The sequence below is a fragment of the Burkholderia sp. RF2-non_BP3 genome (assembly GCF_001522185.1).
Taxonomy (GTDB): Bacteria; Pseudomonadota; Gammaproteobacteria; order Burkholderiales; family Burkholderiaceae; genus Burkholderia; species Burkholderia diffusa.
Window position 1 is genome coordinate 15724 of record NZ_LOSU01000057.1, and the last position, 24088, is coordinate 39811.

36 protein-coding genes are annotated in these 24088 nt (G+C 61.3%); all 36 read left to right on the forward strand.

The annotated features are described in order from the left end of the window. The first annotated feature begins 141 nt into the window (after window positions 1-141). Window positions 142-1989 (forward strand): DNA helicase RecQ, encoded by a 1848-nt coding sequence (recQ, locus tag WS45_RS26785; RefSeq protein ID WP_059535570.1) that lies wholly within the window; start codon window positions 142-144, stop codon window positions 1987-1989. A 227-nt stretch (window positions 1990-2216) separates the two neighbouring features. After that, complete coding sequence (gene rpsL, locus WS45_RS26790; RefSeq protein WP_006400662.1) at window positions 2217-2597, forward strand: 30S ribosomal protein S12; 381 nt, start codon at window positions 2217-2219, stop codon at window positions 2595-2597. A gap of 172 nt (window positions 2598-2769) precedes the next feature. Beyond that, window positions 2770-3240: a 30S ribosomal protein S7 gene (gene rpsG / locus WS45_RS26795; protein ID WP_034209730.1), complete on the forward strand. Its 471-nt coding sequence runs from the start codon at window positions 2770-2772 to the stop codon at window positions 3238-3240. 123 nt (window positions 3241-3363) lie between these two features. Beyond that, a complete protein-coding gene (gene fusA / locus WS45_RS26800) occupies window positions 3364-5466 on the forward strand; it encodes an elongation factor G (RefSeq protein WP_059535572.1) in 2103 nt (700 codons plus the stop codon). A 41-nt stretch (window positions 5467-5507) separates the two neighbouring features. Continuing rightward, window positions 5508-6698 carry an elongation factor Tu gene (gene tuf / locus WS45_RS26805; protein WP_006482910.1) on the forward strand — a complete coding sequence of 397 codons (1191 nt, stop codon included), beginning with the start codon at window positions 5508-5510 and terminating at the stop codon, window positions 6696-6698. A gap of 286 nt (window positions 6699-6984) precedes the next feature. Next, window positions 6985-7296: a 30S ribosomal protein S10 gene (gene rpsJ / locus WS45_RS26810; protein ID WP_004199280.1), complete on the forward strand. Its 312-nt coding sequence runs from the start codon at window positions 6985-6987 to the stop codon at window positions 7294-7296. A gap of 178 nt (window positions 7297-7474) precedes the next feature. Then, window positions 7475-8125 carry a 50S ribosomal protein L3 gene (gene rplC / locus WS45_RS26815; RefSeq protein WP_006752926.1) on the forward strand — a complete coding sequence of 217 codons (651 nt, stop codon included), beginning with the start codon at window positions 7475-7477 and terminating at the stop codon, window positions 8123-8125. Next, window positions 8125-8745 carry a 50S ribosomal protein L4 gene (gene rplD, locus WS45_RS26820; RefSeq protein ID WP_006477192.1) on the forward strand — a complete coding sequence of 207 codons (621 nt, stop codon included), beginning with the start codon at window positions 8125-8127 and terminating at the stop codon, window positions 8743-8745. The genes rplC and rplD overlap by 1 nt, the downstream gene beginning before the upstream one ends. Then, the gene (rplW, locus tag WS45_RS26825; protein ID WP_004199275.1) at window positions 8742-9056 is read left to right on the forward strand and encodes a 50S ribosomal protein L23; all 315 of its coding nucleotides are present in this window, start codon (window positions 8742-8744) and stop codon (window positions 9054-9056) included. The genes rplD and rplW overlap by 4 nt, the downstream gene beginning before the upstream one ends. Window positions 9057-9058: 2 nt before the next feature. After that, on the forward strand, window positions 9059-9886 hold the full coding sequence (gene rplB, locus WS45_RS26830; RefSeq protein WP_006482900.1) for a 50S ribosomal protein L2: 828 nt from the start codon (window positions 9059-9061) through the stop codon (window positions 9884-9886). A gap of 10 nt (window positions 9887-9896) precedes the next feature. Beyond that, window positions 9897-10172, forward strand: a complete 276-nt coding sequence (gene rpsS, locus WS45_RS26835) for a 30S ribosomal protein S19 (protein ID WP_004199273.1) — start codon at window positions 9897-9899, stop codon at window positions 10170-10172. A gap of 12 nt (window positions 10173-10184) precedes the next feature. Beyond that, window positions 10185-10514: a 50S ribosomal protein L22 gene (gene rplV / locus WS45_RS26840; protein WP_004199272.1), complete on the forward strand. Its 330-nt coding sequence runs from the start codon at window positions 10185-10187 to the stop codon at window positions 10512-10514. Between the two features lie 11 nt (window positions 10515-10525). Further along, window positions 10526-11326 carry a 30S ribosomal protein S3 gene (gene rpsC / locus WS45_RS26845; RefSeq protein WP_006482899.1) on the forward strand — a complete coding sequence of 267 codons (801 nt, stop codon included), beginning with the start codon at window positions 10526-10528 and terminating at the stop codon, window positions 11324-11326. 2 nt (window positions 11327-11328) lie between these two features. Continuing rightward, the gene (rplP, locus tag WS45_RS26850) at window positions 11329-11745 is read left to right on the forward strand and encodes a 50S ribosomal protein L16 (RefSeq protein ID WP_059468475.1); all 417 of its coding nucleotides are present in this window, start codon (window positions 11329-11331) and stop codon (window positions 11743-11745) included. Window positions 11746-11754: 9 nt separating this feature from the next. Continuing rightward, on the forward strand, window positions 11755-11949 hold the full coding sequence (rpmC, locus tag WS45_RS26855) for a 50S ribosomal protein L29 (protein ID WP_006400652.1): 195 nt from the start codon (window positions 11755-11757) through the stop codon (window positions 11947-11949). Continuing rightward, the gene (rpsQ, locus tag WS45_RS26860) at window positions 11946-12218 is read left to right on the forward strand and encodes a 30S ribosomal protein S17 (protein WP_006752928.1); all 273 of its coding nucleotides are present in this window, start codon (window positions 11946-11948) and stop codon (window positions 12216-12218) included. The genes rpmC and rpsQ overlap by 4 nt, the downstream gene beginning before the upstream one ends. Before the next feature lie 309 nt (window positions 12219-12527). Beyond that, entirely contained in the window at window positions 12528-12896 is a 369-nt protein-coding gene (gene rplN / locus WS45_RS26865) for a 50S ribosomal protein L14 (protein ID WP_006752929.1), read from the forward strand. Window positions 12897-12905: 9 nt separating this feature from the next. After that, entirely contained in the window at window positions 12906-13214 is a 309-nt protein-coding gene (gene rplX / locus WS45_RS26870; protein ID WP_006477187.1) for a 50S ribosomal protein L24, read from the forward strand. A 16-nt stretch (window positions 13215-13230) separates the two neighbouring features. Further along, window positions 13231-13770 (forward strand): 50S ribosomal protein L5, encoded by a 540-nt coding sequence (rplE, locus tag WS45_RS26875; protein WP_006482882.1) that lies wholly within the window; start codon window positions 13231-13233, stop codon window positions 13768-13770. 7 nt (window positions 13771-13777) lie between these two features. Beyond that, entirely contained in the window at window positions 13778-14083 is a 306-nt protein-coding gene (rpsN, locus tag WS45_RS26880) for a 30S ribosomal protein S14 (RefSeq protein ID WP_006482884.1), read from the forward strand. 14 nt (window positions 14084-14097) lie between these two features. After that, on the forward strand, window positions 14098-14493 hold the full coding sequence (gene rpsH / locus WS45_RS26885; RefSeq protein WP_006477185.1) for a 30S ribosomal protein S8: 396 nt from the start codon (window positions 14098-14100) through the stop codon (window positions 14491-14493). Window positions 14494-14511: 18 nt separating this feature from the next. After that, the gene (rplF, locus tag WS45_RS26890; protein WP_006758786.1) at window positions 14512-15042 is read left to right on the forward strand and encodes a 50S ribosomal protein L6; all 531 of its coding nucleotides are present in this window, start codon (window positions 14512-14514) and stop codon (window positions 15040-15042) included. Window positions 15043-15054: 12 nt separating this feature from the next. Beyond that, the gene (gene rplR, locus WS45_RS26895; RefSeq protein ID WP_006477183.1) at window positions 15055-15420 is read left to right on the forward strand and encodes a 50S ribosomal protein L18; all 366 of its coding nucleotides are present in this window, start codon (window positions 15055-15057) and stop codon (window positions 15418-15420) included. A gap of 14 nt (window positions 15421-15434) precedes the next feature. Continuing rightward, window positions 15435-15953: a 30S ribosomal protein S5 gene (gene rpsE, locus WS45_RS26900; protein ID WP_006752931.1), complete on the forward strand. Its 519-nt coding sequence runs from the start codon at window positions 15435-15437 to the stop codon at window positions 15951-15953. 15 nt (window positions 15954-15968) lie between these two features. Further along, window positions 15969-16151, forward strand: coding sequence for a 50S ribosomal protein L30 (rpmD, locus tag WS45_RS26905; RefSeq protein WP_006400644.1), 183 nt, complete (start codon window positions 15969-15971; stop codon window positions 16149-16151). A gap of 26 nt (window positions 16152-16177) precedes the next feature. Then, on the forward strand, window positions 16178-16612 hold the full coding sequence (gene rplO / locus WS45_RS26910; protein ID WP_006482880.1) for a 50S ribosomal protein L15: 435 nt from the start codon (window positions 16178-16180) through the stop codon (window positions 16610-16612). A 42-nt stretch (window positions 16613-16654) separates the two neighbouring features. Then, window positions 16655-18004, forward strand: a complete 1350-nt coding sequence (gene secY / locus WS45_RS26915) for a preprotein translocase subunit SecY (protein WP_006400642.1) — start codon at window positions 16655-16657, stop codon at window positions 18002-18004. A gap of 9 nt (window positions 18005-18013) precedes the next feature. Next, the gene (gene infA, locus WS45_RS26920) at window positions 18014-18232 is read left to right on the forward strand and encodes a translation initiation factor IF-1 (protein WP_004521905.1); all 219 of its coding nucleotides are present in this window, start codon (window positions 18014-18016) and stop codon (window positions 18230-18232) included. A gap of 20 nt (window positions 18233-18252) precedes the next feature. Next, complete coding sequence (rpmJ, locus tag WS45_RS26925) at window positions 18253-18369, forward strand: 50S ribosomal protein L36 (RefSeq protein ID WP_004199844.1); 117 nt, start codon at window positions 18253-18255, stop codon at window positions 18367-18369. 38 nt (window positions 18370-18407) lie between these two features. Then, entirely contained in the window at window positions 18408-18773 is a 366-nt protein-coding gene (rpsM, locus tag WS45_RS26930) for a 30S ribosomal protein S13 (RefSeq protein WP_039323572.1), read from the forward strand. A gap of 28 nt (window positions 18774-18801) precedes the next feature. After that, a complete protein-coding gene (gene rpsK / locus WS45_RS26935) occupies window positions 18802-19203 on the forward strand; it encodes a 30S ribosomal protein S11 (RefSeq protein ID WP_004197937.1) in 402 nt (133 codons plus the stop codon). A gap of 155 nt (window positions 19204-19358) precedes the next feature. Further along, window positions 19359-19982: a 30S ribosomal protein S4 gene (gene rpsD, locus WS45_RS26940; RefSeq protein ID WP_012362893.1), complete on the forward strand. Its 624-nt coding sequence runs from the start codon at window positions 19359-19361 to the stop codon at window positions 19980-19982. A 124-nt stretch (window positions 19983-20106) separates the two neighbouring features. Next, window positions 20107-21084 carry a DNA-directed RNA polymerase subunit alpha gene (locus WS45_RS26945; protein WP_006477176.1) on the forward strand — a complete coding sequence of 326 codons (978 nt, stop codon included), beginning with the start codon at window positions 20107-20109 and terminating at the stop codon, window positions 21082-21084. Between the two features lie 136 nt (window positions 21085-21220). Beyond that, on the forward strand, window positions 21221-21616 hold the full coding sequence (gene rplQ, locus WS45_RS26950; protein WP_006477175.1) for a 50S ribosomal protein L17: 396 nt from the start codon (window positions 21221-21223) through the stop codon (window positions 21614-21616). Between the two features lie 206 nt (window positions 21617-21822). After that, window positions 21823-22149 (forward strand): divalent-cation tolerance protein CutA, encoded by a 327-nt coding sequence (gene cutA / locus WS45_RS26955; protein ID WP_057924809.1) that lies wholly within the window; start codon window positions 21823-21825, stop codon window positions 22147-22149. Further along, window positions 22142-23989, forward strand: a complete 1848-nt coding sequence (dsbD, locus tag WS45_RS26960; RefSeq protein WP_059702543.1) for a protein-disulfide reductase DsbD — start codon at window positions 22142-22144, stop codon at window positions 23987-23989. Before cutA ends, dsbD begins: the two co-directional genes overlap by 8 nt. Window positions 23990-24088: the final 99 nt, after the last annotated feature.

Below are 24088 nucleotides of genomic sequence, written 5' to 3' on the forward strand. Positions count from 1 at the left end.
GCTTGCCGCATGCTTGCGCAGGCCCGTCATGCGCGCGAACGAACTCGGTCGATTGGCCAACGTTGCACGATTCGCCGCGCGCTGCGCGAGCGGGTTGTTAAAATCGCGGTCATCGTTCCGCCGTCCTCGTTCTCATCATTCATGTCCCGCGCCCTCGAAATCCTCGACGAAGTCTTTGGTTATTCCGCATTTCGCGGCCAGCAGGGCGAGATCGTCGAACATGTCGCCGGCGGCGGCGATTGCCTCGTGCTGATGCCGACGGGCGGCGGCAAGTCGCTGTGCTACCAGATTCCGGCGCTGCTGCGTCGCGAAGCCGGGCAGGGCGCCGGCATCGTGGTATCGCCGCTGATCGCGCTGATGCAGGACCAGGTCGCCGCGCTCAGCGAAGTCGGCGTGCGCGCGGCCTACCTGAACTCGACGCTGTCGGGCGCCGAGGCCGCGGCGACCGAGCGCGCGCTGCGCGAGGGCGAGATCGACCTGCTGTACGTCGCGCCGGAGCGTTTGATGACCGGGCGCTTCCTCGACCTGCTCGAGCGCGCGAAGATCGGCCTGTTCGCGATCGACGAGGCGCATTGCGTGTCGCAGTGGGGGCATGACTTCCGTCCCGAATACATCCAGCTGTCGGTGCTGCACGAGCGTTTCCCGTCGGTGCCGCGCATCGCGCTGACGGCCACCGCCGACGCGATCACGCGAGACGAGATCATCCATCGCCTCGCGCTCGACGATGCGCGCGTGTTCGTGTCGAGCTTCGACCGGCCGAACATCCGCTACCGGATCGTCGAGAAGGACAACGCGCGCGCGCAGCTGCTCGACTTCATCCGCGCCGAGCACACGAACGCGGACGGCACGACCGACGCGGGCGTCGTCTACTGCCTGTCGCGCCGCAAGGTCGAGGAAACGGCCGAATGGCTGAAGGCACAGGGCGTGCGCGCGCTGCCGTATCACGCGGGGATGGAGTTCGAGGTGCGACAGAAGCACCAGGAAATGTTCCAGCGCGAGGAAGGCATCGTGATGTGCGCGACCATCGCGTTCGGCATGGGCATCGACAAGCCGGACGTGCGCTTCGTCGCCCATCTCGATTTGCCGAAGAGCGTCGAAGGCTACTACCAGGAAACCGGCCGCGCGGGCCGCGACGGGATGCCGGCGAACGCATGGATGGCGTATGGGCTCGGCGACGTCGTCCAGCAGCGCAAGATGATCGACGAGTCCGATGCTGACGACGCCCACAAGCGCGTGCAGACGTCGAAGCTCGATGCGCTGCTCGGGCTGTGCGAGACGATCTCGTGCCGGCGTGTGCGGCTTCTGAACTACTTCGGCGAGGCGAGCCAGCCGTGCGGAAACTGCGACACGTGCCTCGAGCCGCCTGATTCGTGGGACGCGACGCGCGAGGCGCAGATGGCGCTGTCGTGCGTATTCCGCGCGCAGCGCGCGAGCGGCTTCAATTTCGGCTCGAGCCATCTGATCGAGATCCTGCGCGGCGGCCGCACCGAGAAGGTGCTGCAGCGCGGCCACGACCAGCTCAGTACGTTCGGCATCGGCGCGTCGCTGTCCGAGCCCGAGTGGCGCGCGATTTTCCGGCAGCTCGTGGCGTACGGCTATCTGGCGGTCGACCATGGCGGCTTCGGCGCATTGATGCTGACCGAGGCCGCGAAGCCTGTGCTGAAGAACGAAGAGAAGGTCACGCTGCGCCGCTACGTGAAGCCGCAGCGCACGCGCCAGTCGTCGAGCCGCAGCGGCACGCGGGTCGACCCGACGGCCGGCATGGGCACGCGCGAGCGCGCACGCTGGGATGCGCTGCGCGCGTGGCGCGCGGAAACCGCGAAGTCCGACGGCGTGCCGGCCTACGTGATCTTCCACGACGCGACGCTGGCCGAAATCGCGCGCAACGCGCCGGAGACGATCGACGACCTGCGCCACATCCCCGGCATGGGCGTGCGCAAGCTGGAACGCTTCGGCGACGAGATCATCGACGTCGTCGAATCGGCATGACACAGGTGTTCCGACCCTTCCGGTAAACCGCCCGCCCGGCTGGCAAATCACGCAAGCCGTTGACTTAGTTGGTATTTCCGGAATATCATGCTGGGTTCCGGTATTCGGTGGGCCGAGTCGCGTTCGAAGGTTCGTGTCCGTATCACCGGTTCGGAAGTCAACTGTGCGTCGATTCTCGCTTTGCCCGAAATCGATGTGCAGATTTTGTTCAATTTCAGGAATAAACAATGCCAACCATCAACCAACTGGTTCGCAAAGGCCGTCAGTCGGAAACGACGAAGAGCAAGAGCCCGGCCCTGCAGGACTGCCCCCAGCGTCGCGGCGTGTGCACCCGTGTGTACACGACGACGCCGAAGAAGCCGAACTCGGCACTCCGTAAGGTCGCCAAGGTTCGTCTGACGAACGGCTTCGAAGTGATTTCGTACATCGGCGGTGAAGGCCACAACCTGCAGGAACACTCGGTTGTGCTGATCCGCGGCGGCCGTGTGAAGGACTTGCCGGGTGTGCGTTACCACATGGTTCGCGGCTCGCTGGATACCCAGGGCGTCAAGGACCGTAAGCAAGCGCGCTCGAAGTACGGCGCGAAGCGTGCAAAGGCTGCCAAGTAAGCAGTTTTTGATCAGGGATCGCCGCAGGGCGGTCAAGGCGGGAGTGCCGGATTGCCGGTGCTGTCGAGTAAGTGGTCACCCGGCCAAGCTGGTTAGTCGTGAAGATGTGATCGGGTTTGTTGGTGACCGCGGGGCTGGATGCAGCTCCAACTGAACAGGTAAAGGAAGAATCATGCCGCGTCGTCGCGAAGTCCCCAAGCGGGAAGTGTTGCCGGATCCGAAGTTCGGCAACGTTGATGTAGCCAAGTTCATGAACATGCTGATGCTGTCCGGCAAGAAGTCGGTCGCAGAGCGCATCGTTTATGGCGCATTCGAACAAATCCAGACCAAGGGTGGCAAGGACCCGCTGGAAGTGTTCACCGTTGCGCTCAACAACGTGAAGCCGGTGGTCGAAGTGAAGAGCCGTCGCGTTGGTGGTGCCAACTATCAGGTTCCGGTCGAAGTGCGCCCGTCGCGTCGTATGGCATTGGCGATGCGCTGGCTGCGTGAGGCTGCGAAGAAGCGCAGCGAGAAGTCGATGGCTCTGCGTCTGGCAGGCGAACTCACCGAAGCGGCCGAAGGCCGTGGCGGCGCGATGAAGAAGCGCGATGAAGTTCACCGCATGGCAGAAGCCAACCGCGCGTTCTCGCATTTCCGTTTCTAAGCGCCTGGCTGGGCTGTTTGCGGAAATAAATTCCGGGCGGGTGCGCTTTTCAGGCGCCTCGCCCGTTTGTGTTGAAGCATGATGCAGCAGGGCTGCATCGTGTTATCCCAGTAGAGGATCAAAGTGGCTCGCAAGACTCCTATCGAGCGCTACCGCAATATCGGTATTAGCGCTCACATCGACGCCGGCAAGACGACGACGACCGAGCGCATTCTGTTTTACACCGGTGTGAACCACAAGATCGGTGAAGTCCACGACGGCGCAGCAACGATGGACTGGATGGAGCAGGAACAGGAGCGTGGCATCACGATCACGTCCGCTGCTACCACGGCCTTCTGGAAGGGCATGGGCGGCAACTATCCGGAACACCGCATCAACATCATCGACACCCCGGGCCACGTCGACTTCACGATCGAAGTGGAGCGTTCGATGCGCGTGCTCGATGGCGCGTGCATGGTGTACTGCGCAGTGGGCGGCGTGCAGCCGCAGTCGGAAACGGTGTGGCGCCAGGCTAACAAGTACAAGGTGCCCCGTCTCGCGTTCGTCAACAAGATGGACCGTACCGGCGCGAACTTCTTCAAGGTCTACGACCAGCTCCGTCTGCGCCTGAAGGCGAACCCGGTTCCGGTCGTGGTGCCGATCGGCTCGGAAGAAAACTTCAAGGGCGTGGTCGACCTGATCAAGATGAAGGCGATCATTTGGGACGAAGCGTCGCAAGGCACGAAGTTCGACTACGTCGACATCCCGGCCGAGCTCGCCGAGACCTGCAAGGAATGGCGCGAAAAGATGGTCGAAGTGGCTGCTGAAGCCAGCGAAGACCTGATGAACAAGTACCTGGAAGAAGGCGATCTGCCGGAAGCCGACATCGTCAAGGCGCTGCGCGACCGTACGATCGCGTGCGAAATCCAGCCGATGCTGTGCGGTACCGCGTTCAAGAACAAGGGCGTGCAGCGTATGCTCGACGCCGTGATCGACTTCCTGCCGTCGCCGGTCGACATCCCGCCGGTCAAGGGCGAGCTCGAAAACGGTGAAGAAGCAGAGCGCAAGGCGTCGGACGACGAGAAGTTCTCGTCGCTCGCGTTCAAGATCATGACCGACCCGTTCGTCGGCCAGCTGATCTTCTTCCGTGTGTACTCGGGCGTCGTCAACTCGGGCGACACGCTGCTGAACTCGACCAAGGGCAAGAAGGAACGCCTCGGTCGTATTCTGCAGATGCACGCGAACCAGCGTGAAGAAATCAAGGAAGTCCGTGCAGGCGACATCGCTGCTGCGGTCGGCCTGAAGGAAGCGACCACGGGCGACACGCTGTGCGACCCGGCGAACCCGATCGTTCTCGAGCGCATGGTGTTCCCGGAGCCGGTGATTTCGCAGGCTGTCGAGCCGAAGACCAAGGCTGACCAGGAAAAGATGGGCCTCGCGCTGAACCGTCTGGCGCAGGAAGACCCGTCGTTCCGCGTGCAGACCGACGAAGAATCGGGCCAGACCATCATTTCGGGCATGGGCGAGCTCCACCTCGAAATTCTGGTCGACCGGATGAAGCGTGAATTCGGCGTGGAAGCTACCGTCGGCAAGCCGCAGGTTGCATACCGCGAAACGATCCGTTCGACGGCGAAGGACGTCGACGGCAAGTTCGTCAAGCAGTCGGGTGGTCGCGGCCAGTACGGTCACGCGGTCATCACGCTCGAGCCGAACGAACAGGGCAAGGGCTACGAGTTCTTCGACGAGATCAAGGGTGGTGTGATTCCGCGTGAATACATCCCGGCGGTCGACAAGGGTATCCAGGACACGCTGAAGTCGGGCGTGCTGGCTGGCTTCCCGGTCGTCGACGTGAAGGTTCACCTGACGTTCGGTTCGTACCACGACGTTGACTCGAACGAAAACGCGTTCCGCATGGCCGGTTCGATGGCGTTCAAGGAAGCGATGCGCAAGGCGAACCCGGTCGTCCTCGAGCCGATGATGGCTGTCGAAGTCGAGACGCCGGAAGACTACATGGGCAACGTGATGGGCGACCTGTCGGGCCGTCGCGGTATCGTCCAGGGCATGGAAGACATGGTTGGCGGCGGCAAGATCGTTCGCGCCGAAGTGCCGCTGTCGGAAATGTTCGGTTACTCGACGTCGCTGCGTTCGCTGACGCAAGGTCGTGCAACGTACACGATGGAGTTCAAGCACTACGCTGAAGCTCCGCGCAACGTTGCTGAAGCGATCATCAGCGCGAAGTCGAAGTAAATCTGAAGCTACCAACCGATATTTTTTGAAAGAAGAGAATCATGGCAAAAGAAAAGTTTGAGCGGACCAAGCCGCACGTCAACGTTGGTACGATTGGTCACGTTGACCACGGCAAGACGACGCTGACGGCAGCGATCACGACGGTTCTGACGAAGAAGTTCGGCGGCGAAGCGAAGGCCTACGACCAGATCGACGCGGCACCGGAAGAAAAGGCGCGCGGCATCACGATCAACACGGCGCACGTCGAGTACGAAACGGCAAATCGCCACTACGCACACGTCGACTGCCCGGGCCACGCTGACTATGTGAAGAACATGATCACGGGCGCAGCGCAGATGGACGGCGCGATCCTGGTTTGCTCGGCAGCAGACGGCCCGATGCCGCAAACGCGTGAGCACATCCTGCTGGCGCGTCAGGTTGGCGTTCCGTACATCATCGTGTTCCTGAACAAGTGCGACATGGTGGACGACGCTGAACTGCTCGAGCTGGTCGAGATGGAAGTTCGCGAACTGCTGTCGAAGTACGACTTCCCGGGCGACGACACGCCGATCGTGAAGGGTTCGGCGAAGCTCGCGCTGGAAGGCGACACGGGCGAGCTGGGCGAAGTGGCGATCATGAGCCTGGCAGACGCACTGGACACGTACATCCCGACGCCGGAGCGTGCAGTTGACGGCGCGTTCCTGATGCCGGTGGAAGACGTGTTCTCGATCTCGGGCCGCGGTACGGTGGTGACGGGTCGTGTCGAGCGCGGCATCGTGAAGGTCGGCGAGGAAATCGAAATCGTCGGTATCAAGCCGACGGTGAAGACGACCTGCACGGGCGTTGAAATGTTCCGCAAGCTGCTGGACCAAGGTCAGGCAGGCGACAACGTCGGTATCCTGCTGCGTGGCACGAAGCGTGAAGACGTGGAGCGTGGCCAGGTTCTGGCGAAGCCGGGTTCGATCACGCCGCACACGCACTTCACGGCTGAAGTGTACGTGCTGAGCAAGGACGAAGGCGGCCGTCACACGCCGTTCTTCAACAACTACCGTCCGCAGTTCTACTTCCGTACGACGGACGTGACGGGCTCGATCGAGCTGCCGAAGGACAAGGAAATGGTGATGCCGGGCGACAACGTGTCGATCACGGTGAAGCTGATCGCTCCGATCGCGATGGAAGAAGGTCTGCGCTTCGCAATCCGCGAAGGCGGCCGTACCGTCGGCGCCGGCGTCGTCGCCAAGATCATCGAGTAACATCGACGATCCGCGGATCCCTCCGGGGTCCGCGATTCCACGGTAGGCAGTCGTACCGTCGAAACCGGGTGTCCAGTTTGATCTGGCACCCGGTTTTGTCTTTGTGGCGTGCGCGTTGCCGTCTTGACAAACGCACACCACCATTCCGATTTTTCGTGTAGAATCGCGGGCTTAGCAGTGGAAGTGCCGTTCGGAAGCTGGCGCCTCGCTCCCCGCAGGTAACAGGTTTCGCGTTCTTTTAGTGTCCGGCGATGCAACATCGCCTCGCTCTTTTCAAGGAATCGTCATGCAGCAACAGAAAATCCGCATTCGCCTGAAGGCTTTCGACTATCGTCTGATCGATCAATCGGCTGCCGAAATCGTCGATACCGCGAAGCGGACTGGCGCAATCGTCCGTGGCCCGGTGCCGCTGCCGACGCGCATCCAGCGTTTTGACATCCTGCGTTCGCCGCACGTCAACAAGACGTCGCGCGATCAGCTCGAAATCCGTACCCACCAGCGCCTGATGGACATCGTCGATCCGACCGACAAGACGGTTGACGCGCTGATGAAGCTCGACCTGCCGGCTGGCGTCGACGTGGAAATCAAGCTGCAGTAAGGCTTTCGGCGCCATCCGGCGTGCCGGGCGGTGCTAAGTCTTTGTATTGCTTGCGGAAATCGATAAGTCGGGCTATACTGCTTGGCTTTTCGCGTATTCGCGTAAAAAAGTTGGGCCTTGCGTGCCCGGCATTTTGTAAATCAGCCCCGACCAATCGCAGTCGGGAATGGAGAAAATGATGAGCCTTGGACTCGTAGGTCGCAAGGTTGGCATGACCCGTATCTTCACGGCTGAAGGGGATTCGATTCCCGTCACCGTGCTGGACGTGTCGGACAACCGCGTGACGCAGATCAAGACTGTTGAAACCGACGGCTACACGGCCGTGCAGGTTGCATTCGGCTCCCGCCGCGCATCGCGCGTGACGAAGCCGCTGGCAGGTCATCTCGCCAAAGCCGGTGTCGAAGCCGGTGAAATCCTCAAGGAATTCCGCATTGACGCGGCCAAGGCAGCTGAGCTGTCGAATGGCGCCGTGGTCGGTGCTGATCTTTTCGAAGTGGGCCAGAAGGTCGACGTGCAAGGCGTGTCGATTGGTAAGGGCTACGCCGGTACGATCAAGCGTTACAACTTCTCCTCCGGCCGTGCTACCCACGGTAACTCGCGCTCGCACAACGTGCCGGGCTCGATCGGTATGGCGCAGGATCCGGGTCGCGTTTTCCCGGGTAAGCGCATGACGGGTCACCTCGGTGACGTTACGGTGACGGTGCAGAACCTCGAAATCGCTCGTATCGACGCAGAGCGCAAGCTGCTGCTCGTCAAGGGTGCGATTCCGGGCGCGAAGGGCGGCAAGGTTTTCGTGACGCCGGCCGTCAAGACCAAGGGGGCGAAATAATGGAACTCAAGCTCCTGAACGAAAATGGTCAGGAAGGTGCAGTGGTCAACGCGTCGGACGTTGTGTTCGGTCGTGACTACAACGAAGCGCTGATCCACCAGGTCGTCGTCGCGTACCAGGCGAATGCTCGCCAGGGTAACCGCGCACAGAAGGACCGTGAGCAAGTCAAGCACACCACCAAGAAGCCGTGGCGTCAGAAGGGTACGGGCCGCGCTCGTGCCGGTATGTCGTCGAGCCCGCTGTGGCGTGGCGGTGGTCGCATCTTCCCGAACTCGCCGGAAGAGAACTTCTCGCACAAGGTCAACAAGAAGATGCATCGCGCAGGTCTCTGCTCGATCTTCTCGCAGCTGGCCCGTGAAGGCCGTCTGTCGGTCGTCGAGGACATCATCCTCGAAGCGCCGAAGACCAAGCTGCTGGCTGACAAATTCAAGACCATGGGTCTCGACTCCGTGCTGATCATTACGGACACGGTCGACGAGAACCTGTACCTGGCTTCGCGCAACCTGCCGCACGTGGCGATTGTCGAGCCGCGCTACGCTGACCCGCTGTCGCTGATCTACTTCAAGAAAGTGCTGGTCACGAAGGCTGCGGTCGCCCAGATCGAGGAGTTGCTGTCATGAGCGAGATTCGCAAGAACGATCATCGTTTGATGCAGGTCCTGCTCGCACCGGTGATCTCGGAAAAGGCGACGCTGGTTGCCGACAAGAACGAGCAAGTCGTGTTCGAAGTCGCACCGGATGCCACGAAGCAGGAAGTGAAGGCGGCTGTCGAGCTGCTGTTCAAGGTTGAAGTTGATTCGGTCAACGTGCTGGTTCAGAAGGGCAAGCAAAAGCGCTTCGGCCGTTCGATGGGCCGCCGTAAGGACGTGAAGAAGGCGTACGTTTGCCTGAAGCCCGGCCAGGAAATCAACTTTGAAGCGGAGGCCAAGTAATCATGGCAATCGTGAAAGTTAAACCGACTTCGCCGGGTCGCCGCGCGATGGTCAAGGTGGTCAACAAGAATCTGCACCAGGGCAAGCCGTTCGCGGCACTGCTCGACTCGCAGAGCTCGACCGCCGGCCGTAACAACAACGGCCGCATCACCACGCGTCACAAGGGTGGTGGTCACAAGCAGCATTACCGTATCGTCGATTTCCGTCGCACGAAGGACGGCATCCCGGCAAAGGTCGAGCGTCTCGAGTACGACCCGAACCGTAGCGCGAACATCGCGCTGGTGCTCTACGCAGACGGCGAGCGTCGCTACATCATCGCCCCGAAGGGCCTGACCGTCGGCCAACAGCTGATGTCGGGTTCGGAAGCGCCGATCCGTGCAGGCAACACGCTGCCGATCCGCAACATTCCGGTCGGTACGACGATCCACTGCATCGAGATGCTGCCGGGCAAGGGCGCGCAAATGGCGCGTTCGGCTGGCACGTCGGCCATGCTGCTGGCACGTGAAGGCGTCTACGCGCAGGTTCGTCTGCGTTCGGGCGAAATCCGCCGCGTGCACATCGAGTGCCGTGCAACGATCGGTGAAGTCGGCAACGAAGAGCATAGCCTGCGCCAAATCGGCAAGGCTGGCGCGAACCGCTGGCGCGGTATCCGCCCGACGGTGCGTGGCGTTGCGATGAACCCGGTTGATCACCCGCACGGTGGTGGTGAGGGCAAGACGGCTGCAGGTCGCGACCCGGTGAGCCCGTGGGGTACGCCGGCTAAGGGTTACCGCACCCGCAGCAACAAGCGCACGACGACGATGATCGTCCAGCGCCGTCACAAGCGTTAAGGAGTAGGCAATGGCACGTTCTGTAAAAAAAGGTCCGTTCTGCGACGCCCATTTGCTGAAGAAAGTTGAGGCGGCTGCAGCTTCGCGCGACAAAAAGCCGATCAAGACCTGGTCGCGTCGCTCGACGATTCTGCCGGATTTCATCGGCCTGACGATCGCTGTTCACAACGGCCGTCAACACGTTCCGGTGTACATCTCGGAAAACATGGTCGGCCACAAGCTTGGCGAGTTCGCACTGACCCGTACGTTCAAGGGTCACGCGGCCGACAAGAAGGCCAAGAAATAAGGGGCAATCAAGATGGAAGTGAAAGCAATTCATCGCGGTGCCCGCATCTCGGCGCAAAAAACGCGCCTTGTGGCTGACCAGATCCGCGGTTTGCCGGTCGACAAGGCGCTGAACGTTTTGACGTTCTCGCCGAAGAAGGCGGCTGGCATCGTGAAGAAGGTTGTGCTGTCGGCAATCGCGAATGCGGAGCACAACGAAGGCGCTGATATCGACGAGCTCAAGATCAAGAGCATCTACGTCGACAAGGCTGCATCGCTCAAGCGTTTCACCGCGCGCGCCAAGGGCCGCGGTAACCGCATCGAGAAGCAATCCTGTCACATCACTGTGACGGTCGGGAATTAAGGAGCCATACGATGGGACAGAAAATTCATCCGACTGGCTTCCGCCTGGCTGTCAGCCGCAATTGGGCTTCGCGTTGGTACGCGAACAACAACAATTTCGCGGCGATGCTGCAGGAAGACATCGGTGTTCGTGAGTACCTGAAGAAGAAGCTGAAGAACGCTTCGGTCGGTCGGGTCGTCATCGAGCGTCCGGCAAAGAACGCGCGCATCACGATTTACAGCTCGCGTCCGGGCGTCGTCATCGGCAAGAAGGGCGAGGATATCGAACAGCTGAAGACGGAACTGCAACGCCGCATGGGCGTGCCGGTTCACGTCAACATCGAAGAAATCCGCAAGCCGGAAACCGATGCGCAACTGATCGCTGACTCGATCACGCAGCAGCTCGAGCGCCGGATCATGTTCCGTCGCGCGATGAAGCGTGCGATGCAGAACGCGATGCGTCTGGGTGCCCAGGGCATCAAGATCATGAGCGCAGGCCGTCTGAACGGTATCGAAATCGCACGTACGGAGTGGTATCGCGAAGGTCGCGTGCCCCTTCACACGCTGCGTGCCGACATCGACTACGCGACCTCGGAAGCGAAGACGACCTACGGGATCATCGGTGTCAAGGTGTGGGTGTACAAGGGCGACACGCTCGGCCGCAATGACGCGCCGGTGGTCGAAGAAGTAGCCGAAGACAAGCGTCCGCGTCGCAATGCGCGTCCGGGCGACCGTCGTCCGCGCCGTGACGGCGAAGGCGGCGCTCCGGGTGCTCGTCGTGGCGCACCGCGCCGTGGCGCCGGCAAGCCGGAAGACGGCAAGACTGGAGAATAACGATGCTGCAACCGAAACGCAGGAAGTATCGCAAAGAGCAGAAGGGTCGTAACACCGGCAAGGCGACGCGCGGCAACGCCGTGTCGTTCGGTGAATTCGGCCTGAAGGCGATCGGTCGCGGTCGTTTGACCGCACGTCAAATCGAAGCGGCGCGTCGTGCAATGACGCGTCACATCAAGCGTGGCGGCCGTATCTGGATCCGTATCTTCCCGGACAAGCCGATTTCGCAAAAGCCGGCAGAAGTGCGTATGGGTAACGGTAAGGGTAACCCGGAGTACTACGTCGCCGAAATCCAGCCGGGCAAGATGCTCTATGAAATGGACGGCGTAACCGAAGAACTGGCACGCGAAGCGTTCCGTCTGGCCGCAGCGAAGCTGCCGCTGAAGACGACGTTCATCGTGCGCCAGCTCGGCGCCTAAGGAGAAAACATGAAGGCTTCCGAACTTCTCCAGAAAGACCAGGCCGCGCTCAACAAGGAGCTGGCGGACCTGCTGAAGGCGCAATTCGGCCTGCGCATGCAACTCGCGACCCAGCAGCTCACGAACACGAGCCAGCTGAAGAAGGTTCGTCGCGACATCGCACGTGTGCGGACCGTCATGACTCAGAAGGCGAACCAGAAATGAACGATAGCGTGAAAACCTCGCTGAAGCGGACGCTGGTCGGTCGGGTCGTCAGCAACAAGATGGACAAGACCGTCACCGTGCTGATCGAGCACCGCGTCAAGCACCCGATCTACGGCAAGTATGTCGTGCGCTCGAAGAAGTACCACGCGCATGATGAAGCGAACACCTGCAACGAAGGCGATCTCGTCGAAATCCAGGAAACTCGTCCTGTTTCGAAGACGAAGGCCTGGACGGTGTCGCGCCTCGTCGAAGCAGCTCGCGTCATCTAAGCGGGCAGAGCAGTAGGCAGTAACAGGCACTTCGCCAAGAAGTGCTTGAAATCGCAAAGTTTTTGCTTGCGTGACCGGGATTATTTGTTATAATCCCGGTCTTCCCTCTTTATGGGAGCCCCGTCGCGGGCGAAGTTGGTGGGGGAAGCGGACTGGCGCCAGCCTGTCCGAAAGATTCACCGAATTGCGATGGCGGGTTTCGTTTGCCGTCGCTGCTGTTCCAACCCAAGCAGCCGATTGGCTGACGGGACCAAGACTGACCGAATGCATCATGGTGGTGCATCCGGATTAAGTTGGGAAAGACAAACCATGATCCAGACCGAATCTCGGCTCGAAGTAGCCGACAACACGGGTGCGCGTGAAGTCATGTGCATCAAGGTGCTCGGCGGCTCGAAGCGTCGTTATGCCGGCATTGGCGACATCATCAAGGTGACCGTCAAAGAAGCAACGCCGCGCGGGCGCGTGAAGAAAGGCGAAATCTACAACGCCGTGGTGGTCCGCACCGCCAAGGGTGTTCGCCGTCAAGACGGCTCGCTGATCAAGTTCGACGGCAACGCCGCTGTGCTTTTGAATAACAAGCTTGAGCCGATCGGCACCCGTATCTTCGGGCCGGTGACGCGTGAGCTGCGTAGCGAACGATTCATGAAGATCGTTTCGCTGGCGCCGGAAGTGCTGTAAGGAGTCGCGATGAACAAGATTCGCAAAGGTGACGAAGTTATCGTCGTCACTGGCAAGGACAAGGGCAAGCGCGGCGTCGTGCTGGCTGTCGGTGCTGAACATGTGACGGTTGAAGGTATCAACCTCGTCAAGAAGCATGTGAAGCCGAACCCGATGAAGGGTACGACGGGCGGCGTGGAAGCGAAGACGATGCCCCTGCATATTTCGAACGTCGCACTGGTCGACGCGAATGGCAAGGCGTCGCGTGTTGGCATCAAGGTCGAGGAAGGCAAGAAGGTTCGCTTCCTGAAGACGACCGGTGCCGTACTGAGCGCCTGACGCAGCGGAGTAAAAAATGGCTCGTTTTCAAGAGTTTTACAAAGAAAAGGTTGTGCCCGGCCTGATCGAGAAGTTCGGTTACAAGTCGGTCATGGAAGTGCCGCGCATCACCAAGATCACGCTGAACATGGGTCTTGGCGAAGCGATCGCTGACAAGAAGATCATCGAGAACGCCGTTGGCGACCTCACGAAGATCGCTGGTCAGAAGCCGGTCGTCACGAAGGCGCGCAAGGCAATCGCAGGCTTCAAGATCCGCCAGGGCTACCCGATCGGCGCGATGGTGACGCTGCGTGGTCGTGCGATGTACGAATTCCTCGACCGTTTCGTGACCGTTGCCCTGCCCCGCGTGCGTGACTTCCGCGGTGTGTCGGGCCGTGCTTTCGATGGCCGCGGCAACTACAACATCGGTGTGAAAGAGCAGATCATTTTCCCCGAAATCGACTACGACAAGATCGACGCACTGCGTGGGCTGAACATCAGCATCACGACGACTGCGAAGACCGACGACGAAGCAAAGGCACTGCTCGCCAGCTTCAAGTTCCCGTTCAGAAACTGAGGTTACCGTGGCTAAACTGGCACTGATCGAACGTGAAAAGAAGCGCGCCCGCCTGGTCGCGAAGTTCGCAGCAAAGCGCGAAGCGCTGAAGGCGATCGTCGAAGACCAAAGCAAGTCGGAAGAAGAGCGCTACGAAGCACGCCTTGAGCTGCAGCAACTGCCCCGCAACGCAAACCCGACCCGCCAGCGTAACCGCTGCGCGATCACGGGCCGTCCGCGTGGCACGTTCCGTAAATTCGGCCTCGCGCGTAACAAGATTCGTGAAATCGCATTCCGTGGCGAGATTCCTGGCCTGACCAAGGCGAGCTGGTAATAGGAGAAACGTAAATGAGCATGAGTGATCCTATCGCCGATATGCTGACTCGCATCCGCAACGCGCAGATGGTCGAGAAGGTATCGGTCGCGATGCCCTCGTCGAAGGTCAAGGTTGCAATCGCGCAAGTCCTGAAGGACGAAGGTTATATCGACGATTTCGCCGTCAAGGCGGAAGGTGCGAAGTCCGAACTGAATATCGCGCTGAAGTACTACGCAGGTCGCCCGGTCATCGAACGCCTCGAGCGCGTGTCGAAGCCTGGTCTGCGCGTGTACCGCGGCCGTAACGACATTCCGCAGGTCATGAATGGCCTGGGCGTGGCAATCGTGTCGACGCCGAAGGGCGTGATGACCGACCGCAAGGCGCGCGCTACCGGCGTCGGCGGCGAAGTCATCTGCTACGTCGCTTAAAGCCGAGGAGAGAGAAACATGTCTCGAGTAGGTAAGAGCCCGATCGCGCTGCAAGGCGCGGAAGTCAAGCTGGCCGACGGTGCCATCACCGTCAAGGGCCCGCTGGGCACCATCACGCAAGCGATCAATCCGCTCGTGAACGTGGCGAACAACGACGGCACGCTGAATCTGTCGCCGGTCGACGAAAGCCGCGAAGCAAACGCACTGTCGGGCACGATGCGCGCGATCATCGCGAATGCCGTGCACGGCGTGACCAAGGGTTTCGAGCGCAAGCTGACGCTGGTTGGCGTCGGTTATCGTGCGCAAGCGCAAGGCGACAAGCTGAACCTGTCGCTGGGTTTCTCGCACCCGGTGGTGCACCAGATGCCGGAAGGCGTCAAGGCTGAAACCCCGACGCAAACCGAAATCGTGATCAAGGGGATCAACAAGCAACAAGTCGGTCAAGTGGCTGCGGAAGTCCGCGGTTACCGTCCGCCGGAGCCGTACAAGGGCAAGGGCGTGCGCTATTCCGACGAGGTTGTGATCCTCAAAGAAACGAAGAAGAAGTAAGGGTGCGCAATCATGGATAAGACTCAATCTCGCCTGCGCCGCGCTCGCCAGACGCGTATCAAGATCGCTGAGCTGCAGGTCGCGCGTCTCGCCGTGCATCGCACGAACACGCACATCTACGCTCAAGTGTTCTCGCCCTGCGGCACCAAGGTGCTCGCCAGCGCGTCGACGCTCGAAGCAGAAGTGCGCGCCGAACTGGCCGACAAGTCGGGCAAGGGCGGCAACGTTAATGCTGCGACGCTGATCGGCAAGCGTATTGCCGAGAAGGCAAAGGCCGCCGGCATCGAATCCGTCGCCTTCGACCGCTCGGGCTTCCGCTACCATGGCCGCGTCAAGGCGCTGGCTGAGGCAGCTCGCGAAGCTGGGCTCAAGTTCTAAGGAAGGAATTCGTCATGGCAAAGATGCAAGCGAAAGTTCAGGCTGACGAGCGCGACGACGGCCTTCGCGAAAAGATGATTTCGGTCAACCGCGTGACCAAGGTCGTGAAGGGTGGCCGTATTCTCGGCTTCGCCGCACTGACCGTGGTCGGCGACGGTGATGGCCGCATCGGTATGGGCAAGGGCAAGGCGAAGGAAGTGCCGGTCGCTGTCCAGAAGGCAATGGAACAAGCTCGCCGCAACATGTTCAAGGTGCCGCTCAAGAACGGCACGCTGCAGCACGAAGTGCACGGCAAGCATGGCGCATCCGCCGTCCTCCTCGCTCCGGCGAAGGCAGGTACGGGCGTGATCGCCGGCGGCCCGATGCGCGCAGTGTTCGACGTGATGGGCGTTCAGAACGTCGTGGCAAAGAGCCACGGTTCGACGAACCCGTACAACCTCGTTCGCGCCACGCTGGACGGTCTGCGCAAGCAGTCGACCCCGGCAGACATCGCGGCGAAGCGCGGCAAGTCCGTCGAAGATATTTTGGGCTAAGCCCGGGTGGTCACCATGTCTGAAAAAACTGTCAAGGTTCAGCTCGTTAAGAGCCTGATCGGGACCCGCGAATCGCACCGCGCGACCGTGCGTGGCCTGGGCCTGCGCCGACTCAACTCGGTTAGCGAGCTGCAGGACACGCCGGCGGTCCGCGGCATGATCAACAAGGTCTCGTACCTCGTTAAGGTCATCGCGTAAGCGGCCCTACGGATCAAGGAGTTGATATGGAATTGAATAACCTGAAGCCGGCCGCTGGCGCCAAGCACGCCAAGCGTCGCGTCGGCCGCGGCATCGGTTCGGGCCTCGGCAAGACGGCTGGCCGTGGTCACAAGGGTCAGAAATCGCGTTCGGGCGGCTTCCACAAAGTCGGTTTCGAAGGCGGTCAGATGCCGCTGCAACGTCGTCTGCCGAAGCGCGGCTTCACGTCGCTGACGAAGGAATTCGTCGGTGAAGTGCGCCTGGGCGACCTCGAGAAGCTGCCGGTCGATGAAATCGATCTGCTCGCACTGAAGCAAGCCGGCCTGGTCGGCGAGCTGACGAAGAGCGCAAAGATCATCGCGACGGGCGAACTGAAGCGCAAGATCGTCGTGAAGGGTCTCGGTGCCACCAAGGGTGCGCGCGCTGCGATCGAAGCGGCTGGCGGTTCGTTCGCCGAGTGACACGCGTAGCGCGTCGTTACTTGCATTCATCGGAGAAGGTACTTGGCTAACAGCCCGAGTCTTGCAAAACCCGGTCGAAGCACGGCGAAATTCGGCGATCTGCGTCGGCGAGCGATGTTCCTGCTCCTGGCGCTGATCGTCTATCGCATCGGCGCGCACATCCCCGTGCCGGGCATCGATCCGGATCAACTGGCGAAGCTGTTCCAGAGTCAGGCGGGCGGCATCCTGGGCATGTTCAACATGTTCTCGGGTGGCGCGCTTTCCCGCTTCACGATCTTTGCGCTGGGGATCATGCCGTACATCTCGGCGTCGATCATCATGCAGTTGCTGGCGATCGTCTCGCCGCAGCTCGAGGCGCTGAAGAAGGAAGGGCAGGCAGGGCAACGGAAGATCACGCAGTACACGCGGTATTTCACCGTGGTGCTCGCGACCTTCCAGGCGTTCGGTATCGCGGCTGCGCTGGAAAACCAGCCGGGCCTCGTGATCGACCCCGGCATGCTGTTCCGGCTGACGACGGTCGTGACGCTGGTTACCGGCACGATGTTCCTGATGTGGCTGGGTGAGCAGATCACCGAGCGTGGTCTGGGCAACGGCATCTCGATCATCATCTTCGGCGGGATCGCAGCAGGGTTCCCGAATGCCGTCGGTGGGCTGTTCGAGCTGGTGCGCACGGGTTCGATGAGCATCATTTCGGCGATCATCATCGTCGTTCTGATTGCCGCGGTGACTTACCTGGTCGTGTTCATCGAACGCGGTCAGCGCAAGATCCTCGTGAACTACGCGAAGCGCCAGGTCGGCAACAAGATCTACGGTGGCCAGTCGTCGCACTTGCCGCTGAAGCTGAACATGTCGGGCGTGATTCCGCCGATCTTCGCGTCGTCGATCATCCTGTTTCCGGCCACGATTCTCGGCTGGTTCAGCACGGGTCAGCCGTCGGGAAGCTGGATCTCCAACACGTTGCATAACGTCGCGGAGGCGCTGAAGCCGGGTCAGCCGGTCTATGTGCTGCTGTACACGCTGGCAATCGTGTTTTTCTGCTTCTTCTACACCGCACTGGTGTTCAACAGCAGGGAAACCGCGGACAACCTGAAGAAGAGCGGTGCGTTTGTTCCGGGCATTCGTCCGGGCGATCAGACCGCACGATATATCGACCGCATCCTCACGCGTCTGACGCTGGCCGGTGCGATCTACATCGTCTTCGTGTGTCTGCTGCCGGAATTCCTGGTGCTGCGCTGGAACGTGCCGTTTTATTTTGGTGGAACGTCGCTGCTGATCATTGTCGTCGTCACGATGGACTTCATGGCGCAGGTGCAGTCGTACGTTATGTCGCAACAGTATGAGTCGCTGCTCAAGAAGGCAAACTTCAAGGGCGGCAACATCCCAATGCGTTAATTAAGGACTATGGCCAAAGACGATGTAATCCAGATGCAAGGTGAGGTGATCGAAAACCTCCCGAATGCGACCTTCCGTGTGAAGCTGGAAAACGGCCATGTCGTGTTGGGGCATATCTCCGGGAAGATGCGGATGCACTACATCCGCATCCTGCCGGGCGACAAGGTGACGGTTGAATTGACGCCTTACGATCTGTCTCGTGCGCGGATCGTGTTCCGGGCGAAGTGATTTGAAAAAAGGGTATTATCATGAAAGTGATGGCATCGGTTAAGCGCATTTGCCGCAATTGCAAGATCATCAAGCGCAAAGGCGTCGTTCGCGTGATCTGCAGCTCGGATCCGCGCCACAAGCAGCGCCAAGGCTGACCGCGCGTTTGTTTGCGCTTTTTGTTTGAGGAAAAACAATGGCTCGTATCGCAGGGGTTAACATCCCGAATCACCAGCATACCGAGATCGGCCTGACGGCAATCTTCGGTATCGGCCGCACGCGCTCGCGCAGCATCTGCACGGCAGCTGGCGTGGAATTCTCGAAGAAGGTCAAGGACCTGACCGACGCAGACCTCGAAAAGCTGCGTGAAGAAGTGGGCAAGTTCATCGTCGAAGGCGATCTGCGCCGTGAAGTGACGATGAACATCAAGCGCCTGATGGACCTCGGTTGCTACCGTGGTGTTCGTCATCGCAAGGGCCTGCCGATGCGCGGTCAGCGTACGCGTACGAACGCACGTACCCGCAAGGGTCCGCGTCGTGCAGCGCAAGCGCTGAAGAAGTAAGCGGAACTGACAGTTACAGGAAAACGTAATGGCTAAGGCTTCGAACACCGCGGCGCAACGCGTTCGCAAGAAGGTTAAGAAGAACGTCGCTGAAGGCGTGGTTCACGTTCACGCGTCGTTCAACAACACGATCATCACGATCACCGATCGCCAGGGCAATGCACTGGCATGGGCGACGTCGGGCGGCCAGGGCTTCAAGGGCTCGCGCAAGTCGACGCCGTTCGCTGCTCAGGTTGCTGCTGAGTCGGCCGGTCGCGTGGCGATGGAATATGGCGTGAAGAATCTGGAAGTGCGGATCAAGGGCCCGGGCCCGGGTCGTGAGTCGGCAGTGCGCGCACTGCATGGCCTCGGCATCAAGATCACCGCGATTTCGGACGTCACCCCGATTCCGCACAACGGCTGCCGTCCGCCGAAGCGCCGTCGTATCTAAGAATGTGCTGGCACGTTCGTGCTGGCACATTTGCCTGTCGCCGCGTAGCGTCGACGGGCGTTGCTTTTTTGATTGACTAAGCCCACCGTTCGCCCCAAAGGGCGCGAACTAGCGCGGATTTCGGTCCGCGTGACTGATTGATAAAGGAATGCAAAGTGGCACGTTATATCGGCCCTAAGGCCAAGCTGTCCCGCCGTGAAGGCACCGACCTGTTCCTGAAGAGCGCGCGCCGCTCGCTCGCCGACAAGTGCAAGCTCGACAGCAAGCCGGGTCAGCACGGTCGTACCTCGGGCGCACGTACGTCCGACTATGGTACGCAGCTGCGTGAAAAGCAAAAGGTCAAGCGCATTTACGGCGTCCTGGAGCGTCAGTTCCGCCGCTACTTCGCTGAAGCCGACCGTCGCAAGGGCAACACGGGTGAAAACCTGCTGCAACTGCTCGAGTCGCGTCTCGACAACGTCGTGTATCGCATGGGCTTCGGCTCGACCCGCGCTGAAGCGCGTCAGCTGGTGAGCCACAAGTCGATCACCGTGAACGGCGTCGTCGCGAACGTGCCGTCGCAGCAAGTGAAGGCGGGTGACGTCGTCGCGATCCGCGAAAAGGCAAAGAAGCAGGCGCGTATCGTCGAAGCGCTGTCGCTGGCCGAGCAAGGCGGCATGCCGAGCTGGGTTGCAGTCGATGCGAAGAAGTTCGAAGGCACGTTCAAGCAAATGCCGGAACGCGCTGACATCGCAGGCGACATCAACGAAAGCCTGATCGTCGAATTGTATTCGCGTTAATCCGATTGACGGCCGAGGTACCCCGATTGCGTTACGCAAGGAGGGGCCTCGGCTGTTTATTTTCTGGTTGTTACCGGTCAGCCTTATCGGTGTAACGAGCCGAGGGTATTGAAAAGGAAAGCCCATGCAAACCAGTTTGCTGAAACCCAAGATCATCGCCGTGGAATCGCTGGGCGAGAACCACGCGAGGGTGGTCATGGAACCGTTCGAACGCGGTTACGGCCACACCTTGGGCAATGCGCTTCGCCGCGTGCTGCTGTCGTCGATGGTTGGCTACGCGCCGACCGAAGTCACGATCGCCGGCGTGGTGCACGAGTATTCGACGCTTGATGGCGTGCAAGAGGACGTCGTCAACCTGCTGCTGAACCTGAAGGGTGTGGTGTTCAAACTGCACAACCGTGACGAAGTGACGGTGACCCTGCGCAAGGAAGGCGAAGGCGTCGTCACGGCCGGCGATATCGAGCTGGCTCACGATTGTGAAGTCATCAACCCGAATCACGTGATCGCACACCTGTCGAAGGGCGGCAAGCTCGACGTTCAGATCAAGATCGAAAAGGGTCGCGGCTACGTGCCTGGCAACGTCCGTCGCTATGGCGAAGACACGGCCAAGATCATCGGCCGCATCGTTCTCGACGCATCGTTCTCGCCGGTTCGCCGCGTGAGCTATGCAGTTGAAAGCGCACGTGTCGAGCAGCGTACCGACCTCGACAAGCTCGTGATGAACATCGAGACGAGCGGCGTGATCACCCCGGAAGAGGCGATCCGTCAATCGGCCCGCATCCTGGTCGACCAGCTGTCCGTGTTCGCGGCTCTGGAAGGCACGGAAACGGCTGCAGAGGCACCGTCGCGCGCACCGCAGATCGATCCGATCCTGCTGCGTCCGGTGGACGATCTCGAGCTGACGGTTCGTTCGGCGAACTGCCTGAAGGCCGAGAACATCTACTACATCGGCGACCTGATCCAGCGCACGGAAAACGAGTTGCTGAAGACGCCGAACCTCGGTCGCAAGTCGCTCAACGAGATCAAGGAAGTGCTCGCTTCGCGCGGTCTCACGCTGGGCATGAAGCTCGAAAACTGGCCGCCGGCTGGTCTCGACAAGTAAGCCCGGTTGTTGCTGTAGTTGGCAAAGATGCGGATTTTCCTTTAAAATCCGCATCTTGCTTTTTTCGTTACCGGCCCGTGCACCCCAGCGGTGCGATAGAAGAGCTGGATCAAAACTTTGAATCAAGGAAACTGAAATGCGCCATCGTCATGGTCTGCGGAAACTGAACCGCACGAGCAGCCACCGTCTGGCTATGCTCCGTAACATGTCCAACTCGCTGATCGAGCACGAAGTCATCAAGACGACGCTGCCGAAGGCGAAGGAACTCCGTAAAGTCGTCGAGCCGCTGATCACGCTCGGCAAGAAGCCGTCGCTGGCAAACCGTCGCCTGGCGTTCAACCGCCTGCGCGATCGTGACTCGGTGGCGAAGCTGTTCGACGTGCTCGGTCCGCGTTTCGCGAACCGTCCGGGCGGCTACCTGCGCGTGCTGAAGTTCGGCTTCCGCGTCGGCGACAACGCACCGATGGCACTGGTCGAGCTGCTCGATCGTCCGGAAGTCGACGAAACGGAAAACGTGCAAGAAGCCGAGTAAGCTTCCAGTACGCAGCAGTATCTGAAAAGGGCCGGGCAAATGCTTGGCCCTTTTTGTTTTTGTGGCGCCGCGGGCTGCGATCGATTGTCGCAGCCCGCGGCCGGCAGCGTCGCGCGGGCTGCGCTACGATACGGAACTGTCGGCGCGGGCCTTCGATGGGCCGGTCGTGGCGGCGGAAGCCGGTAAAACCAGCCAGGAGGGCGCGTATGGTGGTGGTGTTGATGCTGACGACGGTGCCGGACGCGGCGACGGCCGCAGCGCTCGCCGACGGCGCGCTCGATGCGCGGCTTGCCGCGTGCGTATCGGAGCTCGGTGCGATCAAGTCGCGCTACCACTGGCAGGGCAAGGTCGAGACGGCCGACGAGATCCAGTTGCTGTTCAAGACGAGCCCCGTGCGCTCGCTCGAACTGGAGCGATTTATTCTCGCGCATCATCCGTACGAGACGCCGGAAATCGTCTCGTGGCAGGCGACGGCTTCGGCCGCATACGGCCAGTGGGTGACCAGCGAAACTCAACGTCTATTTCATGTTTAACGGTATGGCGCTTTCCGTGCGCGTGCGCGCGCTGCGGATCCTCGCAGTCCTGTTGTCGTTCATGTTCATGCTGGGCGGCCTGTCGGTCGCGCGCGCGGCCGACGATTTTCTCGATCCGTCGGTCGCATTTAAATTCAGCGCGAGCGAAGCGCCGGGGCAGGTGGACGTCCGCTTCAAGGTCGCCAATGGCTATTACCTGTACCGAGAGCGGTTCGCTTTCGCGGTGAAGGGCGGGCAGGCGACGCTTGGCGATCCACTGTTCCCGGCCGGTCATGTGAAGTTCGACCAGACGTTCCAGAAGGAAGTCGAGACATATCGCGACGAGGTCGTGATTCATGTGCCGGTCAAGCAGGCGGCGGGGCCGTTCGAGCTCGCGGTGACGTCGCAGGGGTGCGCCGACGAAGGGATCTGCTATCCGCCCGCGGAGCACGTCGTGAAGGTCGACGGCGCGGCGCTGGGCGCGGCCGCGCCGGCCGACGGCGCACCGGCCTCGGGCAACTGGTTCGACAAGGTCACGAGCGCGGATTTCGCGCAGTCGCTGCTCGAGGGGCACGGCTTCTTCACGATCGTCGCGCTGTATTTCGTCGCGGGCGTCGTGCTGAGTCTCCTGCCCTGTTCGTATCCGATGATTCCGATCGTGTCGGCGATCATCATCGGCCAGGGCACGCGGGCGACGCATGCGCGCGGCTTTGCGCTGTCGCTGACGTACGTGGTCGGCATGGCGCTCGTCTATACGGTGCTGGGCATCGCGGCGGCGCTGGTCGGCCAGAGCCTTGGCGCGTGGTTGCAGAACCCGTGGGTGCTCGGCGCGTTCGGCGTGCTGCTCACGGCATTCGCGGTATCGCTGATTTCCGGCAAGGACATCGCATTGCCCGAGCGCTGGCAGAACGGCGCGGCCGAAGCCTCGCGCGCGCGGCAGGGCGGTCACTTCGTCGCCGTCGCCGCGATGGGTGCGTTGTCGGCGCTGGTCGTCGGCGCGTGCATGACGGCGCCGCTGTTCGCGGTGCTCGCGTTCATCGCGCACACCGGCAATGCATGGCTCGGCGGTGCCGCGCTGTTCGCAATGGGGCTGGGGCTCGGCGTGCCGCTGCTCGTCGTCGGCGTCGGTGCCGGCACGGTGCTGCCGCGCGCGGGCGCATGGATGGATGGCGTGAAGGTGTTCTTCGGCATCGTGCTGCTCGCCGCCGCGCTGTGGATCGTGTGGCCGGTGCTCGCGGGCGGGCTGAAGATGGTGCTCGCCGCGCTGTGGCTGCTCGTCGCGGCGGCGGCGCTCGGCCTGTTCACGCCGCATGCCGGCGCCGCGTCGATCTGGCGCCGTCTCGGTCGCGGCCTCGGTGCGGCGCTCGCGATCTGGGCCGCGACGCTGCTCGTCGGGCTCGCGGCGGGCTCCAACGACCCCGTGAAGCCGCTGGCCGTACTCGCGGCGCGCACGGTTGCGTCGGGCGATGCGTCGGCAGCCGGCGCGGCGGCCGGGCAGGCGGGCCCCGCGTTCGCGTCGGTGCGCTCCAGCGGCGAGCTCGATGCGCTGCTGAAGACGTCGGGCCGACCCGTGATGCTCGACTTCTACGCCGACTGGTGCGTGAGCTGCAAGGAAATGGAGCATCTGACGTTCACCGATTCGCGCGTGCAGGCGCGGCTCGCGCAGCTTCACCTGGTGCGCGCGGATGTCACCGCGAACAATCCGGCGGACCAGGCGCTTCTCAAGCGCTTCAACCTGTTCGGGCCGCCGGGCATCATCTTCTTCGATCGCAACGGCAATGAGATCGGCCGCGTGGTCGGCTATCAGGCGGCCGAGACGTTCCTGCGCAGCCTCGATCGCGCGGCGGTGCCGACGGTGTAAGGCGCGCGCGTCCGCGCATATGGGCGCCTGCTACGCCGACCGGGCGACAAATACAAAACGGCGGGACACCGATGAAGTGTCCCGCCGTTTTTCTTGATA

Coding starts and splice junctions, on each gene's coding strand:
- recQ (WP_059535570.1), top strand. CDS start 142: ATGTCCCGCGCCCTCGAAATCCTCGACGAAGTCTTTGGTTATTCCGCA.
- rpsL (WP_006400662.1), top strand. CDS start 2,217: ATGCCAACCATCAACCAACTGGTTCGCAAAGGCCGTCAGTCGGAAACG.
- rpsG (WP_034209730.1), top strand. CDS start 2,770: ATGCCGCGTCGTCGCGAAGTCCCCAAGCGGGAAGTGTTGCCGGATCCG.
- tuf (WP_006482910.1), top strand. CDS start 5,508: ATGGCAAAAGAAAAGTTTGAGCGGACCAAGCCGCACGTCAACGTTGGT.
- rpsJ (WP_004199280.1), top strand. CDS start 6,985: ATGCAGCAACAGAAAATCCGCATTCGCCTGAAGGCTTTCGACTATCGT.
- rplC (WP_006752926.1), top strand. CDS start 7,475: ATGAGCCTTGGACTCGTAGGTCGCAAGGTTGGCATGACCCGTATCTTC.
- rplD (WP_006477192.1), top strand. CDS start 8,125: ATGGAACTCAAGCTCCTGAACGAAAATGGTCAGGAAGGTGCAGTGGTC.
- rplW (WP_004199275.1), top strand. CDS start 8,742: ATGAGCGAGATTCGCAAGAACGATCATCGTTTGATGCAGGTCCTGCTC.
- rplB (WP_006482900.1), top strand. CDS start 9,059: ATGGCAATCGTGAAAGTTAAACCGACTTCGCCGGGTCGCCGCGCGATG.
- rpsS (WP_004199273.1), top strand. CDS start 9,897: ATGGCACGTTCTGTAAAAAAAGGTCCGTTCTGCGACGCCCATTTGCTG.
- rplV (WP_004199272.1), top strand. CDS start 10,185: ATGGAAGTGAAAGCAATTCATCGCGGTGCCCGCATCTCGGCGCAAAAA.
- rpsC (WP_006482899.1), top strand. CDS start 10,526: ATGGGACAGAAAATTCATCCGACTGGCTTCCGCCTGGCTGTCAGCCGC.
- rplP (WP_059468475.1), top strand. CDS start 11,329: ATGCTGCAACCGAAACGCAGGAAGTATCGCAAAGAGCAGAAGGGTCGT.
- rpmC (WP_006400652.1), top strand. CDS start 11,755: ATGAAGGCTTCCGAACTTCTCCAGAAAGACCAGGCCGCGCTCAACAAG.
- rpsQ (WP_006752928.1), top strand. CDS start 11,946: ATGAACGATAGCGTGAAAACCTCGCTGAAGCGGACGCTGGTCGGTCGG.
- rplN (WP_006752929.1), top strand. CDS start 12,528: ATGATCCAGACCGAATCTCGGCTCGAAGTAGCCGACAACACGGGTGCG.
- rplX (WP_006477187.1), top strand. CDS start 12,906: ATGAACAAGATTCGCAAAGGTGACGAAGTTATCGTCGTCACTGGCAAG.
- rplE (WP_006482882.1), top strand. CDS start 13,231: ATGGCTCGTTTTCAAGAGTTTTACAAAGAAAAGGTTGTGCCCGGCCTG.
- rpsH (WP_006477185.1), top strand. CDS start 14,098: ATGAGCATGAGTGATCCTATCGCCGATATGCTGACTCGCATCCGCAAC.
- rplF (WP_006758786.1), top strand. CDS start 14,512: ATGTCTCGAGTAGGTAAGAGCCCGATCGCGCTGCAAGGCGCGGAAGTC.
- rplR (WP_006477183.1), top strand. CDS start 15,055: ATGGATAAGACTCAATCTCGCCTGCGCCGCGCTCGCCAGACGCGTATC.
- rpsE (WP_006752931.1), top strand. CDS start 15,435: ATGGCAAAGATGCAAGCGAAAGTTCAGGCTGACGAGCGCGACGACGGC.
- rpmD (WP_006400644.1), top strand. CDS start 15,969: ATGTCTGAAAAAACTGTCAAGGTTCAGCTCGTTAAGAGCCTGATCGGG.
- rplO (WP_006482880.1), top strand. CDS start 16,178: ATGGAATTGAATAACCTGAAGCCGGCCGCTGGCGCCAAGCACGCCAAG.
- infA (WP_004521905.1), top strand. CDS start 18,014: ATGGCCAAAGACGATGTAATCCAGATGCAAGGTGAGGTGATCGAAAAC.
- rpmJ (WP_004199844.1), top strand. CDS start 18,253: ATGAAAGTGATGGCATCGGTTAAGCGCATTTGCCGCAATTGCAAGATC.
- rpsM (WP_039323572.1), top strand. CDS start 18,408: ATGGCTCGTATCGCAGGGGTTAACATCCCGAATCACCAGCATACCGAG.
- rpsK (WP_004197937.1), top strand. CDS start 18,802: ATGGCTAAGGCTTCGAACACCGCGGCGCAACGCGTTCGCAAGAAGGTT.
- WS45_RS26945 (WP_006477176.1), top strand. CDS start 20,107: ATGCAAACCAGTTTGCTGAAACCCAAGATCATCGCCGTGGAATCGCTG.
- rplQ (WP_006477175.1), top strand. CDS start 21,221: ATGCGCCATCGTCATGGTCTGCGGAAACTGAACCGCACGAGCAGCCAC.
- cutA (WP_057924809.1), top strand. CDS start 21,823: ATGGTGGTGGTGTTGATGCTGACGACGGTGCCGGACGCGGCGACGGCC.
- dsbD (WP_059702543.1), top strand. CDS start 22,142: ATGTTTAACGGTATGGCGCTTTCCGTGCGCGTGCGCGCGCTGCGGATC.